11 protein-coding genes and 8 pseudogenes are annotated in these 17,307 nt (G+C 36.7%); 10 read left to right on the forward strand and 9 right to left on the reverse strand.

What is annotated here, in order from left to right; genetic code table 11:
* Entirely contained in the window at window positions 1-753 is a 753-nt protein-coding gene (locus MKX83_RS24625) for an RHS repeat domain-containing protein (protein ID WP_445293180.1), read from the reverse strand.
* Between the two features lie 567 nt (window positions 754-1,320).
* On the opposite strand from MKX83_RS24625, the pseudogene MKX83_RS07310 reads away from it, so the two are divergent.
* Window positions 1,321-1,524: pseudogene (locus MKX83_RS07310) on the forward strand (Tn3 family transposase); the annotation flags it as partial.
* A 45-nt stretch (window positions 1,525-1,569) separates the two neighbouring features.
* Window positions 1,570-2,688, forward strand: a pseudogene (locus tag MKX83_RS07315) (Tn3 family transposase); the annotation flags it as partial.
* Between the two features lie 99 nt (window positions 2,689-2,787).
* Here MKX83_RS07315 and MKX83_RS07320 read toward each other — a convergent pair.
* A pseudogene (locus tag MKX83_RS07320) lies at window positions 2,788-3,483 on the reverse strand (Tn3 family transposase); the annotation flags it as partial.
* Window positions 3,484-3,612: 129 nt separating this feature from the next.
* On the opposite strand from MKX83_RS07320, the gene MKX83_RS07325 reads away from it, so the two are divergent.
* On the forward strand, window positions 3,613-4,686 hold the full coding sequence (locus tag MKX83_RS07325; RefSeq protein ID WP_341054818.1) for a tyrosine-type recombinase/integrase: 1,074 nt from the start codon (window positions 3,613-3,615) through the stop codon (window positions 4,684-4,686).
* On the opposite strand, the gene MKX83_RS07330 is transcribed toward MKX83_RS07325, so the two are convergent.
* The 3 genes and pseudogenes from MKX83_RS07330 to MKX83_RS07340 form a co-directional block, all read right to left on the reverse strand.
* Complete coding sequence (locus tag MKX83_RS07330; protein ID WP_341054821.1) at window positions 4,585-5,868, reverse strand: spore germination protein; 1,284 nt, start codon at window positions 5,866-5,868, stop codon at window positions 4,585-4,587. The genes MKX83_RS07325 and MKX83_RS07330 overlap by 102 nt on opposite strands.
* Window positions 5,849-6,940 (reverse strand): endospore germination permease, encoded by a 1,092-nt coding sequence (locus tag MKX83_RS07335; RefSeq protein ID WP_022629635.1) that lies wholly within the window; start codon window positions 6,938-6,940, stop codon window positions 5,849-5,851. Before MKX83_RS07335 ends, MKX83_RS07330 begins: the two co-directional genes overlap by 20 nt.
* A 505-nt stretch (window positions 6,941-7,445) precedes the next feature.
* Window positions 7,446-7,655, reverse strand: a pseudogene (locus tag MKX83_RS07340) (glutamate synthase-related protein); the annotation flags it as partial.
* Here MKX83_RS07340 and MKX83_RS07345 point away from each other — a divergent pair.
* Both MKX83_RS07345 and MKX83_RS07350 read left to right on the forward strand, forming a co-directional pair.
* Window positions 7,638-8,222, forward strand: a complete 585-nt coding sequence (locus MKX83_RS07345) for a hypothetical protein (RefSeq protein WP_022629633.1) — start codon at window positions 7,638-7,640, stop codon at window positions 8,220-8,222. The pseudogene MKX83_RS07340 and the gene MKX83_RS07345 sit on opposite strands and share 18 nt — an antisense overlap.
* Window positions 8,223-8,443: 221 nt before the next feature.
* A pseudogene (locus MKX83_RS07350) lies at window positions 8,444-9,238 on the forward strand (phosphotransferase).
* Between the two features lie 252 nt (window positions 9,239-9,490).
* Here MKX83_RS07350 and MKX83_RS07355 read toward each other — a convergent pair.
* Together MKX83_RS07355 and MKX83_RS07360 are read right to left on the reverse strand one after the other, a co-directional pair.
* Window positions 9,491-11,758, reverse strand: a pseudogene (locus MKX83_RS07355) (Tn3 family transposase); the annotation flags it as partial.
* Window position 11,759: 1 nt separating this feature from the next.
* On the reverse strand, window positions 11,760-12,329 hold the full coding sequence (locus tag MKX83_RS07360) for a recombinase family protein (protein ID WP_076315855.1): 570 nt from the start codon (window positions 12,327-12,329) through the stop codon (window positions 11,760-11,762).
* 249 nt (window positions 12,330-12,578) lie between these two features.
* On the opposite strand from MKX83_RS07360, the gene merR1 reads away from it, so the two are divergent.
* The 5 genes from merR1 (at window position 12,579) to merA (ending at window position 15,558) form a co-directional block, all read left to right on the forward strand.
* Complete coding sequence (gene merR1, locus MKX83_RS07365; RefSeq protein WP_047914436.1) at window positions 12,579-12,977, forward strand: mercury resistance transcriptional regulator MerR1; 399 nt, start codon at window positions 12,579-12,581, stop codon at window positions 12,975-12,977.
* A 13-nt stretch (window positions 12,978-12,990) separates the two neighbouring features.
* Complete coding sequence (locus MKX83_RS07370) at window positions 12,991-13,248, forward strand: hypothetical protein (RefSeq protein ID WP_169189108.1); 258 nt, start codon at window positions 12,991-12,993, stop codon at window positions 13,246-13,248.
* Window positions 13,245-13,541 (forward strand): mercuric transport protein MerT, encoded by a 297-nt coding sequence (gene merT / locus MKX83_RS07375; RefSeq protein WP_169189107.1) that lies wholly within the window; start codon window positions 13,245-13,247, stop codon window positions 13,539-13,541. Before MKX83_RS07370 ends, merT begins: the two co-directional genes overlap by 4 nt.
* Before the next feature lie 112 nt (window positions 13,542-13,653).
* Window positions 13,654-13,902 (forward strand): mercury resistance system substrate-binding protein MerP, encoded by a 249-nt coding sequence (gene merP, locus MKX83_RS07380; protein WP_169189106.1) that lies wholly within the window; start codon window positions 13,654-13,656, stop codon window positions 13,900-13,902.
* 15 nt (window positions 13,903-13,917) lie between these two features.
* A complete protein-coding gene (gene merA, locus MKX83_RS07385) occupies window positions 13,918-15,558 on the forward strand; it encodes a mercury(II) reductase (protein WP_169189105.1) in 1,641 nt (546 codons plus the stop codon).
* Between the two features lie 107 nt (window positions 15,559-15,665).
* On the opposite strand, the pseudogene MKX83_RS07390 reads toward merA, so the two are convergent.
* Window positions 15,666-15,899 (reverse strand): annotated as a pseudogene (locus tag MKX83_RS07390) (DUF6262 family protein); the annotation flags it as partial.
* A pseudogene (locus tag MKX83_RS07395) lies at window positions 15,892-17,178 on the reverse strand (tyrosine-type recombinase/integrase); the annotation flags it as partial. The pseudogenes MKX83_RS07390 and MKX83_RS07395, both read right to left, overlap by 8 nt.
* Window positions 17,179-17,307: the final 129 nt, after the last annotated feature.

A 17,307-nucleotide genomic window follows, 5' to 3' on the forward strand; every position in this document is an offset into this window, starting at 1 on the left:
CTAATCATATATAATATAATCAATTTTACGATCTCTAAGGTAATTTAATAAGTTTTTTGATCCTCCGATTTTTCCAGTTACTGCACTTCTGAAGAAGTGCCATACAGCGCCTCTGATAGATTTCTTTTTTATTAGTTCCGCATCTTTTTGTACCTGTTCTTTTATTCTTTTTGAAAGCGTAACATAACCAACTTTTGACTCATGTGCAATACCATTGGCCAATTGGTCAACATACCTTCCACCTAGACTTGTTTTAAAATAAACTTGTGCTCGTCCTCCGACTAATTGTTTAAGGTACTTTTCACCGGCTGCTCCAGTTTTAAAAGAAGGTTCATCATCATCTTTAAATTCCTTTTTGATTTTTTTAATTAAAGCACTCGAAAGCCATCTTACCAATGTTCGGAATCTACCATCTTGATCAATATACATAGCAGGGTTATTTCCAGCGTAACTATATCTGTTTTGGGTAACTGGATTTTTTAGCTCTCCAAATACCGGATCTTCCGATAAAAATCGTCCATTTACAGGGGAATAATATCTTGCCAATAAGTAATATAATCCCGTATTTTCATCGTAGCGATATCCAGCATATCGATAGGGATTAGATTCAGCCATGGAGCCTGCCTTAGAAATGGTGTTACCCCAAGCATCGTACTCATACTGTGCAACCACATTCCCATTTTCATCGGTTAATGCAGTAACATCACTATGTCCATTAACATGATAGTAGTATATTTTACCACCCTTTGTCATGGTTACCGGATTCCCGTTGTCATCCCAAGAATATTCAGCAGTAATAGTATTATTAGCATCTGTTTCATAAATCACCTTATTCCCACTATAATGGAAATAGGTTGTCCCACTGGAATTTGTTATGCTAGTACGTTTTCCGTCATCGGTCACTTTTGTGAGGTTGCCAGAAGCATCGTATTCATAGCTCGTTACCCGGCCTGCTGGATCAGTCACACTTGATACATATCCGTTTGTTCCGTTAGCCAGAGTTGTTGCTCTCCCAGAAGCGTCTTGGACTTTTGATAATTTTCCAGAAGCGTCATACACGAAAGTCGTTGTGTTATCATTTGTGTCAACAATCGAGCTAATTTTGCCATCTTTGTTAAAATTCGTTTTTGTACCGTCAATTTCGGTAATGGTATAAGTTCCGTCACTATTCTTGACTAAATCAAGATAAATACCTCCGGCTGCTTCATATCCACCTCCGACTTTTTCTCCAAAAATATGACGCGTGTTATCTTCATCAATTAAGGTGATCGGTCCGCTCCCTGAATCAACGATTGATGGTTCCAGATTAGTAATCCATGCCTCGTGTATATTAATACACTCATGATTCAATCTGTATTATCGGAAAAGCAATGGCAGGATATGATGACACCTGAAGACTTGAGAGCGTTAAGTCCACTTATCTATAGCCATGTAAATCCTTATGGTATCTTTAAATTGGATATGATGGAGAGAATTCCAATCGTAGAAAGGCAATCAGAAATAGAAAATACTTTGCAAATTTAACCTTATTCCTTATTGCGGGTAGTGACAGCTTCGCTGGTACTACCCCAGCAAGTAATGCCTTGGGAGAAAATTGTAGAATCGATTGAAGAAGCTAAATTATTATCAAGACCAATGGATTATGATTATCTCGATTTAATAAAAACTCGATATAACTATTTAAGGAAATATACTCCAAGCCTGTTGGATTCTTTAGAGTTCAAATCTACTAAATCAGCAGAACCTTTAATGAAAGCACTAGATACCATACGAGAATTAAATGATTCTGGAAAAAGGAAAATCCCTGATGGCTCACCTTTAAGTTTTGTTCCTAAACGTTGGCAAAAACATGTTTTTGATGATGAAGGTAACATTAACCGTCAATATTATGAAATGGCTGCCTTAACAGAACTCAAAAACTATATCCGTTCTGGTGATGTTTGGGTTGAAGGTAGTCGATTACATAAGGATTTTGAAGAATATTTAGTGTCAAAAGATGATTGGGGAAAAGCACAGATTAAAGGGACTAATATAGCTGTTAATGTAAGTTTTGAACAGTATATACAGGAAAGATGTGAGACTTTAAATACTAAACTTCAATGGATTTCCAAAAATATTGATAAAGTTGAAAGTATCAACATTGAAAAACAAAAGATACATGTTGAGAGACTTCAAGCTGATACTCCTGAAGAAGCTAGAAATTTCAGCTTATCGCTTTATAATATGCTTCCAAGAGTTAAACTCACTGATTTATTAATGGAGGTAGCTGAATGGACTGGATTTGATGAATCATTTGTTCACGCTTCCTCAAATCAACCACCTAAAGGTGAAGAAAAGTCTATTGCGATGGCTTCGTTAATGGCGATGGGGACAAATATTGGATTAACTAAAATGGCCGAAGCAACTCCTGATATTTCATATCGCCAAATGGCCAATGTTATGCAATGGAGATTACATGAAGACGCTATGACTCGTGCTCAAGCTACACTGGTAAATTATCAGCACCGTCTATCATTAGCTTCATATTGGGGAGATGGGAAAGCATCATCTTCAGATGGTATGCGTGTCCCTTTCGGAGTATCATCATTACATGCAGATTCAAATCCTCATTATGGAACTGGAAAAGGTACAACAATTTATCGTTTTACAAGTGATCAGTTTTCTTCCTTTTATGCAAAAGTTATTAATGGGGTCCTGCCGACAAAACGCAGATATTATACGATAAGGAACTTTTCAGAAGGTAAAACCCTGATTTTTCTACGCTAAGCAGAAAAATCAGGGTTTTATTTATGTTCTGAGTGGACGTAGGGAATGAAAGGTCGAAATCTCAGGTTTAAATGAATATTCACCTAGAAAGTTTATGTGTTTCCATCCTAATGGTGATATGTGTGGAAGCAATTTCTCTTGATATTTTCCTGTAGTTTTAAAATGTTCAATTGCTTGTGATAGATACACGGTATTCCAAATACTAATAGCATTAATAATGAGGTTTAAGGCGCTGGCACGCTGCAACTGATCTTGTAGTGCTCTTTCTCTAAGTTCCCCATGTTTCCCAAAGAAAATAGCTCGTGCCAAGGCATTCATGGCTTCACCTTTATTTAATCCACGTTGGATTCTCCGACGTAATGTTTCGCTAGAAATGTAGTCTAATATAAACAAAGTTTTATCAATACGTCCCATCTCTCTTAGTGTAGTAGCAAGGCTATTTTGACGAGAATAAGAACCTAATTTCCCCATAATGAGAGAGGCAGATACCGTTCCTTTACGAATGGAATGTGCCAACCTTAATACATCATCATAATTTTCCTGAATGATCTTGGTGTTAATTCTTCCACGTAGCAACTTCTCCATTTCTGGATATTGGTCGGGCTTTTCAAATGAGTAAAGTTTTGAATCTGCAAGGTCTCGTAATCTTGGGGCAAACCGAAACCCTAACAAATTAGTTAGTCCGAATACTTGATCTGTATAACCGGCTTTAATTGTACTATCATTAGAAGTAGTTATTAACGTATCTTACGATAACAACTACTTCTTTTTTATTTCCTTATAGAATCATTATCTGTACTATGAAATTTATGTATATAAAGTATCCTAAGAAACCAGGGGGTGGTAATGTTGAAAGTACAAGAGGTTCTTATTCAAGAGAAGAAAAGATATCTGTTAATTGACAAGGATGGCTATCCTGTCATACCGGTTGCAAAGTATATAAAGTATTTAGATAACGTTGGAAAAGCTGAAAACACACTAAAATCATACTGTTACCATCTAAAGCTTTACTTTCAATTCCTAGAGGAGTGTGGATTAGAATATCAAGAAGTAAACCTTGATATTTTGGCTCAGTTCATCGGATGGCTGAGAATTCCTGATCAATCTACAAAAGTCATTTATTTTGAAGAAACCTTAGCAAAACGATCAGAAAAAACGGTCAATACCGTCATAACATGTGTCATGGGGTTCTATGACTATTTGACTCGTAATGAGGATTACGGAGGAAATGTAAATGATCAGTTAAAAAAACAAGCCCCAGGGCGTTTTAAGACTTTTAAACCTTTCCTCCACCACATTACAAAAGGGAATTCATACGATAAAAACATTTTAAAGATTAAGGAACCAAAGCGTTTAATCAAAACTTTGAGTAAAAATCAAATCCAAGTGATCCATGATGCTTGCAGCAATATACGGGATGAATTATTATTCCGTATATTATATGAAGGGGGATTACGTATTGGAGAGGCCCTTTCTCTGTGGGTAGAGGATTTTGATATAGGTAAAAATGCTATTACGGTGAGGAAATCCAAAACATCCGATGGGGAAAAACGAAAAATTTATGTATCTATTGAGACTATGAATCTCTTTCAAGATTATCTAATAGACTTTCATTCTTACGAAATTGATAGCAATTATGTTTTTATCACCTTAACTGGACCAAATCGTGGTAAGCCAATGACTGATGGTTCTGTACGTTCTTTAATTAAACGGATGAAGAAAAAAACAGGAATAGATTTTACCCCTCATATGCTTCGGCATACATATGCTACAGAGTTACATGAAGCAGGAGTAGATATTGCCATCATACAGAGGTTATTAGGGCATGCACACGTTCAAACAACCATACAGACTTATATCCATGCATCCGATGAAACCATACAGAATCACGAGATTGCCTGCCAGGGTTTGATTACTTAGGATATAACCTGATATCACTGTAACAGCAACAATGACCAAACAGGATGGAGATGTTAACCCTGCACGAATCGCAGCATCACCAATAAATAATCCGCCTAAAACAGCAACAGTTTGTCCAACAGCCTTAGGTAGGCGTACCCCGGCTTCTTTAAATAATTCAAATAAAACAAGCATAATAAAAACTTCCATAGGCGCAGATATAGGCAAGCCAATTCTAGAGGCAGATATTGTTGCGATAAGTGAATAAGGAATTTGATCAAGTTGAAAGGTTATTAACGAAATATAAAAACCAGGTAAGAAAATCGTCGTAGATATAGCCAAAAACCGCAGAACACGGACCATACTAACGTAAAAAAAACTATCATGAGCGTCTTCTGGTGAATATAATAGTTGATTTAAATTTGCGGGTCCTATTAGGCAAGTCGGATTTCCATCTACTATGATCACAAATCTTCCTTGTGTTAAGGATTGAACAGCAAAGTCTGGTCTGCCTGAATTCTCCATCAAAGGGAATAGTGAAAAGGTTTTGTCATATAGGAATTCCTCAATTTCGTAACTGCTAGCGACACTATCTACCTTTATGGAATCTAATCGCTTTTTGACATCTTCAAGAATAGAAGGATTCATAATATCATTTATATAAAGTAATAAGATTTTCGTTCTGCTTCTTTCACCAATTGTATAATCAATGCTTTTTAATGATGATGTTTTTAATCTCTGACGAATTAATGCCATATTATCCGATATATTTTCTACTAATCCATCCCTTGGCCCTCTAATTGAGGATTCCATGTTAGATTCTTCAGGACCTCGTTTTGGAAGATTTGATACGGGTAGAAAGTAAAGATCGTTTAAATGATGATTAAATATGATTAATTCACCTGAAAATAGTTTTTCCTCTGTCTCTGTTTTAACGGTATGTATATCTTTAAGCTTATTGGCCTCCAGAACATTATTTAATAATTCAAAATTTAAGTGACCGTTCTTTTCTATAACTTCATTAATAGTTGGAAAAATAACCTCATTTATAAATTTCATATCTACTAATTGAGGACAATACAAAAAATCCAAAGTATGATCTTGATAGTCCCTCGTTTTTATCACGGTATCAGAAGAACCTTCAAACCAAATTTTCAATTGTTCTATGCTGACGACTTTTTTATTAGGTTGAACTTTCTTCATGTTGATCTCCTTTTAAATGAATGATTAGTAAAAAAATCAGTAGCGTGCAAATTTGAAAAATAAGGCTAAAAGGGAAAAAATAATTTTGTAAAAAGTAAAAAAATGAGGTAGCATTCCAAGGAATGGAGGCACCAATGATTAATAGTAAATAAAGGATAGGAAGACCCCATTTTTTCCTTTTGTTTGATAAAAATAGTTTGTCTGCAATAAATAATGATAAGCTTATCCGAACAAATGCTCCAGAGAGCCATTGAAAGATTGAAAGAAAATCAAGTCGAGTAATATGCTCGCTAATTTCTAAAAGCTTCCACTGCTCATAAGCTGGATTCTTCAATTTTGTTGCTTCTTCTGGACCAAATTGTGAAATGGCTCCCACAAGTGGACCTAAGATTAAAAACACAAGGATGATCCCAACCAATATAAGCCATTTAATCTTTAATCTGTCTTTAATAAAAGACGTTAAAAACAAAAGAAAGATCATTTCAAACAAACCAGCACAGCTATACACTAAACCATGAAGAAAATCTATGTATCCATTCTCAAATATCGGAAATAACAGTTCATAATTCTTATTTTTCGAATTTCCGAAACCTACTAAAAATCCGAAAAATGACACTAATGGAAACACTAGAAAAGCAATCGTACTTATCGTTCGTATTCCTTTCACAGACGCATACAAGCAAATGAGTCCGAATAACAATACACTGACAAAATTAGGGACCTCAAAAGTATAATTAGCATTTGCCCAAAAAAAAGTATACTTAAGAGTAATAAAGGCAGAAATTAGAAAATAGGCTCCGAATACTATTGAAAATATTATAAAAACCCCGGATTGAGATAATTTTCGTTTAAGTAAAGAGAGAATATCATCATGAGTATTTAATTTTTTATAAATATGAAAAACAAGCAGAATCCAGAGGATAAATGGTATCGTACTGAAAATGACACTTAACCAGGCATCCCTGTTAGCGGTTGATAATATAGCTGGGATAATTAGAACATGTACCATGAATCCTGTAGACATAATAAATAAGATATAAATATGAACAGCTTGAATCATCTTTTGATTCATGGAAAACCCCCTTAAAATCAGCTAATTATAATTACTTGCATAGTTTAGCCTTGAAGCTGAAAAAAATTCACGAGAGTGTATAAAAAATTGTTTAAATTGTTAAAGTCAACAACAAAACGAACAGGATAATTTACAAAGCTTTAAAAATGACTTAATAATTTTGTTTCAGTTGACAATGGAATAAAAAACTTTCATTAGTAGCACATTATTAATAAAATTTTAAAAGCAAAAGTTTACAACGAAAGGATTTGAAAGATTGGATTTGATTAAAAAAAGATTAACTTCTGCAGAAATAACAAATTTATGGATCTATTATATTCAGGAAACTATGGCAATTCCAATCATTAAAATGCAGATTAAAGAAATTTAACTTGGAAATTTCCGAGGATAAAACCAAAATTATTTCTTTCGGACGTTTTGCGGAGAATTATGCAAAACAAAATCTCTTTTCGGAAATTACGAAGGGCTTTGTTTAACACCATTTCAGCAAATTCAAAACCTGAACTGAATTAATCGCAGTTCCTGTCTTTTTTGCTGCTTCCGCCAAAGAAAGCCTTGCTTGTTCACTAAGTGCAATCCCATATGCCATTCCACTGATCAAAAGTGGAATTTTTATTTTCATTGTTTTTTTTGCCTTTGGACCAATGGTAACGGCAACATCTACTACTTCTTCACCATCAATTGGAAATGGTGACGTTTGTGCGGGGAAGCTAGTGAAATCTTAACAGACAAAGACATTGATAGAGAAGAAGCAATAAGATTAGCTGAACAAGTCAAAAGGGATATGGAAGCTAACCCAGACAAAGTAATGTACGCTTCTCCAGTAGAAGAACCTATTATAAGCGATGAGAGATTTATTGAACTATTAAGTAAAGAAGGCGACTTAACAGAAGAAGAATCTAAACAACTTTCCAAAAGAGTTGAGCGCGATCAAAAAAACAATCCAGATAAGGTTTTCAATGCTTCTCCAGTTAAGGAAGATGATTTCTCCATCCAAAATGTTGGTTTTGAATTTGATTTCCTCGGTCCCTCTCTTCCTGGTAGGAATCATATAAGCGCTACGACTAGCACTTTAAAAGTTAGAATACAAACAACCATAAATTTGCCAGTAACTTTCAACCTATATAGAGTAAGCGACGGTGCCTTCATGGGTAGTAGGACATACCCTAAGCTAGCAACTACAGAGGCTACTTTTGGTGTGCAGATTTTATCAAGTTACAGATTTATATTAACAGGTAAAGATGGATCTTGGAAACGAGGGGTAGGTTTTATGTACCACTAAAACCATAAAGAAAAGTTATTATAATCCAACCGGGGTGATATATCATCCCGGTTTTTTTGTGGTTTAGATATCCCTCTGGAGAGCATGTAAAATCTACACCTTTTTCTTTATTCCGTTTAAATGGAGCGATTGTTCAATATAGGCAATCGTTTTTTCTTCTAACAACGAATGATAGGAGGTAATATAGAGTGCCTTAATTGTTAGTAAGGGAGATGAATACAATGTCAAACTCTAAGGAAGAAGAAAAGTTAGCTGGAGGGAATGTCTCAAATGTATATCGATTTGAAGATACTGTTCGACGAGAAATAAAACCTAATAGTTTGAAAATACATAAATTATTGCAGCACTTAGAGAGCAAAGGTTTTAATTATGCTCCGAAGTTTTTGGGTATTGATGAAAAATACAGGGAGATATTATCCTTCATTGAAGGATAGGCTGGAAATTACCCTTTGAAAAAATATATGTGGTCAAATGATGTGTTAAAAGAAATAGCACATATGCTTCGTCTTTACCATGACGCAGTTAGTGACTTTCCTTTGTTTGATGAATGGATTCCAATTGACAATACTCCTATAAATAGAGAGGTCCTTTGTCATAATGATTTTGCTGTGTACAATATTATTTTTAATCATGAACAGCCAGTAGGCATTATTGACTTTGATGTTGCAGCTCCCGGCCCAAGACTTTGGGACATAGCTTACACCCTCTATATATGCGTTCCTTTAAGCAGACTTTATCATAATGAAAAAGGTGAGACAGTCAATTATAATACTTTATATGATGCAGAAAGGATCAAAACAAGAATCAAGTTGTTCTTTAACTCTTACGATATTGAAGGTATAGATGAAGACTATTTAGAGATGGTATTGTTACGGTTAGAAGGGTTATGTAAATACATAAAGAGAAAATCCAACGAAGGAGACACTGCATTTCAAAAAATGATAGCCGAAGGACACCTTGAGCATTATGAAAAGGATATAGAATTCATTCGTGAACATAGGAGAGAGTGGTATTAATCAGAGTAATAAATTGATTTTAAAGGGACTAGACTATTTGATATCTCCAGATCACGCCTTAAACAATCTCGGAGTTTTAATCGAAGAACATATATAAGTTATCTCGAAATCGAGTCTTCCGCAATCGGGCGCGATTGCAGAAGATGATGGCTAACGACTTTGAATCGTTAGTCATTTTTAAATCATTCTTTAAATACATGTCTACAATGAAAGATCACATTATAATTCTAATTTTTTTATAAAAAGGTATTGATAACCGGCTGTGTCTGTATAATGTTCTTTAATATGCAAGTCGGTTTCATGATGCAATAAACCATCTATAACATGAACAGCGTCTCTTGCGTTTGTATTAATCACTTTCGTATAGAAGCTAGAAAATTGGTCACTAACAAAGCGATAAATGGTTGCTCCTTTTCCCGTTCCATAATGTGGATTTGCATCAGCGTGTAAGGATGAAACTCCTACTTGAACACGCATTCCATCTGAAGAAGAAGATGTACCATCTCCCCAGTACGACGACAAGCTTAACTGATGCTGAAAATTCACCATAATGGCTTGTGCTTTATTCATGGCATCTTCATATAAACGCCACTGTGAGGCTGTGGACATTTGCCGGTATGAAACTCCTTGTGTCGCTTCTGCCATCTTAGTAAGACCGATATTTGTTCCCATAGCCATAATCGCTGCCATGATCGCTGGCTTTTCTTCTTCTTTTGGAGGATGCAGTGTAGAAGCATGAAGAAACTGCTTGTCGAATCCCGTCCAACTTGCTACTTCCATAAGCAAATCTGTCAGCTTCACACGAGGTATCAGTTGATATAGAGATAAACTATATTCTCGTGCTTTTTCTGGAACGTTTTTCTCCAAACGATGGACATGCAGCCGTCCATCCTCAAAATTAACCCCATCTAATTCTGTGATATTCGCTTTAATCCATTCAAGCCGATTATGTAATACATCCATTTTTCCTTTTAAGTATTCATCAACAGAAGGTGGTGCGGTAAGTTCATTAAGCTGCTTGTTTTGCTCCCATGTTTCTTTTGTCACTAAATAATTATCAAAATCTTGATGCTGACGACTTCCTTTAATAGAAACGTTACCTGAGCGTACAAGATTTCTTAACTCGGTAAGAACAGACATCTCATAGTATTGGCGATTTATATTCCCGTCATCATCATAAACGTGCTTTTGCCAGCGATTCGAGATAAAGTCCAAAGGAGCACCTTCTGGAACCTTTCGTTTATTATTTCTGTTCATCTCTTTAATGGTCTCAATAGCTTGAAGCAATGGCTCTCCTGATTTTGTAGAAGTGAATTCCAAGGCTTCTAACAATGTTGGGGTATATTTACGTAAGTAGTTAAAGCGAAATTTTAGTAAGTCTAAGTAATCGTAATCCATTGGGCGTGACAATTGCTTCGCCTCTTCTATTGAGTTTACGAAGTCCTCCCAAGGCATAATAGCTTCTAATGCTTCAAATGGGTCCTTCCCTTGTTCTTTTGCTTGAATCAATGCTGATCCCAAATCTGCAAAGTGAATAACCTTTTCATTAACTGATTTACCATTTAACCTCTGAATCTCTTCTTGAGCTTTACGTCCCTTTGATAACAATAAGCTGATTTGCCGATCATGTATCTCAAAGGCATGATCAGTAAGGTTTTGGCTAAGTTGTAGGAGATGTAAAATTAAAAGTGTAAATTTCTTATTCTCTTTAAATCTACGGAATGAACGGGGTTCATATTTGGAACCCAATCGTGCTAACTGTAAGACCCTATTTGGATGAATTTCTTTAATATCCACATTAAGTTGTAAAGTTCGTATGACTTGAAGACGTTTTATAACCTTTAAGAAGGCATCTGGAGAAGATTGACCGGGAACTTCTCGTAACCAAGCAAGGGGTGTCTTTGAATAGGTGGAACTTACATCAAGTAAGTGATCTAACTTTGGTTTTTGAGATTCATTTAATGTAGAGCTGATAGATTTAAAAATTCGTTCTTCTGCCCGTTGACGAGCCTCCCATACAATTCTTTCTATTGTTGTCATAGCTGGCAAAATTACTTTTTGTCTTCGCAATTCCTTAATTGTTGAGCGAATCAAGTAATCTGTATTCCCGTTCCCAAGAGCGTGTTGAAGAGTATATTGTGCAATTATTCGATACATCCCAAAGGATAAATTTTGGTAGCCATAATGCTGTCGAAGTTCCTCTAGGTGTTCATTTCGAGTTGCTACCCGTTTTGCATACTGTGTATATTCTTGTGGGGAGACATCAATTTGTTTCGCAATATAATCGAGTATTTGGTTGGGAATGTCTTTAATCTGAAATAAAGTCCAACCCGGATACCGAAGAACTGCAAGTTGTAAGGCAATCCCTAAGCGATTATGGTCTCTTCGATGCTTATTAATAAATGCAAGATCTTCTGTGGTAAAAGTATAGTGCATTTCCATATCATGCTCAGTCATATCATCAGGAATAGACATAAACATATTTCGCTGATCAAGGGTTAATAGTTCTTTCCCTCTCATGTTACACCTCCTCGCTGGATAGCCCTTTCTTTCCCAAGTAACGATATAGCGTTGTTGCTCCTATTCCTGTGGCTTCTTTAATTTGAGATAAGGAGTAGTCTTTACTTTCATACATCTTCATGGCAAGCATAATTTTTTTTGATTCAACCTTCGGTCTACCTCCATTTCTTCCCCTAGATCTAGCTGCCACCAACCCATCTTTCGTTCGTTCACTAATGATATCCCGTTCTAATTCAGCTATGCTAGCCAACATTCTGAAAAAGAATCGCCCCATAGCTGTTGTTGTGTCAATTTTATCCTGAATAGACGCGAAATGGATTCCTTTTGCTTCAAACTGTTCCATGAGTTCGATTAAATGTTTGGTACTCCGACTGATACGATCTAATTTATAGACAACTACTGTGTCACCCTTACGTAATACTTTAAGAAGCTCCTCCAACTGCGGGCGATTTTTCCTTTTACCAGATTCTTTTTCTTCAAAAGTTTCGTCCACTCCATGACGATCCAATGCATCAAGTTGTAATGATAATGACTGATCTTGCGTACTCACACGTGCATAACCAAATTTCAATTTGAAACTCCCCTTTCCATACAAATTAATTATACCAAAAAGGGGGTTAAGGCTGATGTATTGGTATTCTGTTTTTGGTTATAGTTTTGGGTATGTATTTTAGCACTATTTGAGACTTTTAAAGACGCTCACTCACCATAACCATAAACGGTCGTTTTCGGTATTGGAATCATTTAATTGAAGGTAGTAAAAAATATATTGACCCTGTACTATGGTACAGGGTTTATATTATATGTGAGGTGAAGTAAATTGCATTTTCGAGTCGGGGAAATCGCTGAGAAGTGTAACGTTAACAAAGAGACCATTCGATATTATGAGCGTTTAGGCTTAATTCCAGAGCCTGATCGTACCGAAAAAGGATACCGAATGTATTCACAACAAACGGTCGATCGGTTGAATTTCATAAAACGGATGCAGGAATTAGGATTTAGCTTAAATGAAATTGACAAATTGCTAGGGGTCGTCGATCGCGATGAAGCAAAGTGCCGTGATATGTATGATTTCACCGTTCTTAAGATAGAAGACATCCAGCATAAAATTCAAGATCTCAAAAGAATTGAACAAATGCTGATGGATCTTAAAGAAAGATGTCCTGAAAACAAAGATATTTACGAATGCCCCATTATTGAAACATTGATGAAGAAATAAGAGGTGAAACAGGATGAAAAACACAATAAAAAGTTCAGGCTGGTTTCTTGTCGCACTAATCACATGCCCGTGTCATCTGTTTTTACTGCTTCCGTTGGTTGCAGGAACGGCACTGGGTTCATACTTCACGGACTTTAAAGATGTTATTTTCATCGTGATGGGTCTGTTATTTGTCTTTGCTCTTTTCAAGGGCTGGAGAAAACTTGACCCAGAAACAAAAAAGGAAACAAAAACGCATGATTGTTGCAGTATGGAGAGGTTTAAATCATGAAGGAAAAAGTGTCGCAAGTAGCTACTGTATTTTCAGCTTTTGTTATGGCTGCATGCTGCCTAGGTCCACTGATTTTCATTCCTCTTGGACTAACTGGATTTGCAGGAGCATTAGCCTTCTATTCACTAAAGTATCGGTTATTGTTCAGCATCGTTACCATTATCCTTCTTGCTTACTCGTTTTACATGGTTTATGGGAGAAAGGGCAAAAGTAAAAGTTCTGTCATTGGCTTATGGATTACGACGTTTTTCGTTTTCGGCATGTTTCTTTTTTTATTTCTAGTTGAAAGTTGACTATAAAGATTGGGGTGCTATATATGAGAGTACAGATAATCAGGATTATGATGGCATTATCCCTTCTGCTGGTGGTTAGTGCGTGTAGTAACGAAAAAAAGCACAAAATACTATGGATGCTAAGCAGGAAGCAAAAGCTACCATTGAAACATCTAAAACAGGGACATTCACGGTTTTGGGGATGGATTGTTGTCCGCCGTCTGTTGTAGAAAGCGTCCTGGAACAGGTAGATGGCGTTAGCAAAACAGCCATTAAAGTCAGTGGAAGCAAGGGCGAAGTAACGGTTTCCTTTGATGATAAGAAAACGGATTTACAGGCAATTAAGACGGCAGTTTCGGATTTCGGGCTTGGAGTCGAATAAAAGGAGAGGGTTAACATGAAAAAATATCGAGTGAACGTTCAAGGGATGACTTGTACGGGTTGTGAAGAGCATGTAGCTGTTGCTCTTGAAAACATGGGTGCAAGAGGGATTGAAGTAGATTTTCGTCGTGGCGAAGCTGTATTTGAGCTACCAAATGGCTTAGAGGTTGAAACAGCGAAAAAAGCGATTGCTGAAGCGAAATATCAACCAGGCAAAGCAGAAGAAGTACAATCGCAAGAAATGATGCAGTTAGGTGATGAAGGTGATTATGACTACATCATCATCGGTTCTGGTGGGGCTGCCTTTTCATCTGCCATCGAAGCCGTGAAATACGGAGCAAAAGTGGCAATCATTGAACGTGGTACGGTTGGTGGAACATGCGTGAACATCGGCTGTGTTCCTTCAAAGACTTTGCTTCGGGCTGGCGAAATCAATCATCTGGCAAAAAATAATCCATTCATCGGATTGCACACGTCAGCTGGCGACGTTGATTTGGCACCATTGATCAAGCAGAAAAATGAACTGGTGACGGATCTTCGAAACTCAAAATATGTGGATTTGATTGATGACTATGGCTTTGAATTAATCAAAGGCGAAGCGAAATTCGTAGATGAAAAAACCGTTGAAGTCAATGGCATGCAGTTGTCAGCCAAACGATTCTTAATCGCGACAGGTGCTTCACCAGCAGTGCCAAACATTCCTGGAATGGATGAAGTCGATTATTTAACAAGCACAACTCTACTTGAATTAAAGAAGGTGCCTAAGCGTCTTACGGTCATCGGTTCTGGATATATCGGGATGGAATTGGGACAACTCTTCCATAATCTAGGTTCAGAAGTCACGTTGATGCAAAGAAGCCCGCAATTATTAAAGGAGTACGATCCTGAGGTTTCAGAAGCAATCACGCAAGCCTTGACAGAACAAGGGGTCAACTTAGTGACGGGAGCATCTTTTGAACGAATCGAACAAGATGGAGACATTAAAAAGGTCCATGTTGAGGTAAATGGCAAGAAGCGAATCATTGAGGCAGATCAATTACTGGTTGCCACAGGAAGAACACCAAACACGGCAACCTTGAATTTACAGGATGCAGGCGTTGAAGTAGGCCCCCGTGGTGAAATCGTAATCGATGAGTATTCAAAAACAACGAATTCACGCATCTATGCAGCAGGAGATGTCACGCTTGGTTCCCAATTTGTATATGTAGCAGCTTATCAAGGTGGAGTTGCGGCAGGAAATGCTATCGGTGGACTGAACAAAAAGCTGAATTTAGAAGTGATTCCGGGGGTTACATTTACAGCTCCAGCAATTGCAACAGTTGGTTTAACGGAGCAACAGGCAAAAGAGAAAGGATATGAAGTGAAAACTTCCGTCTTGCCGTTAGATGCCGTTCCAAGAGCACTGGTTAATCGGGAAACAACAGGCGTGTTTAAACTGGTTGCGGACGCGAAAACGTTGAAAATATTAGGGGCTCATGTGGTGGCAGAAAACGCAGGAGACGTGATTTATGCAGCGACATTAGCTGTCAAATTCGGTTTAACCGTAGAGGATCTTCGCGAAACCCTTGCACCATATTTGACAATGGCAGAAGGACTGAAGCTGGCTGCTCTAACGTTTGACAAAGATGTATCCAAACTATCTTGTTGTGCAGGATAACCATCTCTTAATATCAAGCCGATGATTCCTTAACGTAGGAAAAATCGGCTTTTTTAGATGGAAATTTGCTTAGCGTACAAAATTTCCGAAATGTTGGCTGTACCCCTATCTACAAATGCTTTGTCTTGTTGATTGCGCAAGAAATTAATACGTTCTTTAAGCTCAGAATGGTTGTAAAGGGTTGCTTTACTAACTCCAGCTTCTTCTGCCACACTATTATAATTAATAGCCTTAGAAGCCTTTGTAAGACGTTTTATAGCTTCTTCAACCTTATTCTTAGTTGTTTGCTTTCTCCTTTTATGCAACTGCCTTAATTGCTCCTCACGGTCAAAATTAGCCATTCGTAACACCTTTCTTTTTCTTTCGTTCTAATTGTCTCTTCATACGATCAAAGCGTCCAAAAATGACATTCCCATTTTTGATTGTTTCATAGATATTTTGGTATCTCTCTAGGTTCTTTTCATTCGCTTTTACCATCTCTTCTCGACCATACTCTTTTGCAACTTGAATGTTTTTAGTCACAGACTCAATTAGTAGTTCATACTTTTTTACATCAAAACTATCCATACCAACAGCTAAGTCAAAACAAGGCTTTCCATCGTTTGCTGTCAGACAAGGAGGTTCGGCGGCTAGTGGGCAATTTCCGTTCACTCTTGCACGGCAAGTGCCATAAGGGTTGTCCAATGCGTTTAATTTCTCATCTTTCCACATCATATCTAATATGTCTTCTGGAATGTCCTCATTTTCTGCTACCTGTTGTATTTCACCATTTAAATCAAACGTAAATACACCTTGTTTAACAACCTTTTCAAATTCTTTTCTTTTTGTATCGTCTACTAAACGAGCATATCGCAACGTCATTTCGGGAGATGCATGAGCTAACAGGTCCTGTACGACTAAAATATCTGCTCCACCATTTAACATCTTTACAGCGTAGGTGTGTCTGAATTGATGGGTTCCGAAGTGAAAGACGTTACCCATTTCATTAGTAATATTCTTTTTAACAGCTAGTTCGTTAAGTTTATCTCTTACCCAACCTTGAGAGTATGGTTTACCCTTGCGGGTACCTGTATAACGAACAAAGATAAATTTTTCGGGATTGTTATCATCATTACTACGTTCTTTAGATTTATGTATTAAAACGGCAATTAAATCCGATAGTTCATCATCAATGGGTATTTTATGACCTTTAATATACAGCTTCTCAATATCTGTTTGTATAGAATATTTTCCATTTAACTGAATCAAACAATTTTGAGTCAACCCTAATGTATCGCTAATACGTAATCCGGTCTTAAATGCTACCAAAACAATCGGCTGAACATCTGGGTGAAGGTCGTTGATATGTCTAAAAAGTTGCTCCAGTACAAACTCCGGAATATAATCTATATCGTCATCTGATTTTTTACCAACATTTGGATAGTCTTCTGGATATATAAGCTTATACACAGGCTTTTCTGGTGCGATGCTATATTCTAAACGTTCAATCTACCTTAAAAAGTTATTAACTATAGATATGTTTTTGACAATATATCCATTCGGATCAGAATCTTTCCTTTTTAATCTATTCTTTGCATAGTTATAAAGTTGTGCTAAATAATTCTCGATATGTTCTCTAGTAGGGGTACCGTCAGGAAAATGTTGGCTGTACCCCGTTATGATTTTAAGCAACCTCTCTTTTTTGATGATAATGTGACGATATATTCAGAGATTAAAGAGATTCATAGTAAAGTTTTCTTAGTAAAGCAT

This window comes from Cytobacillus sp. FSL M8-0252, assembly GCF_038007345.1.
Taxonomy (GTDB): Bacteria; Bacillota; Bacilli; order Bacillales; family Cytobacillaceae; genus Cytobacillus; species Cytobacillus kochii.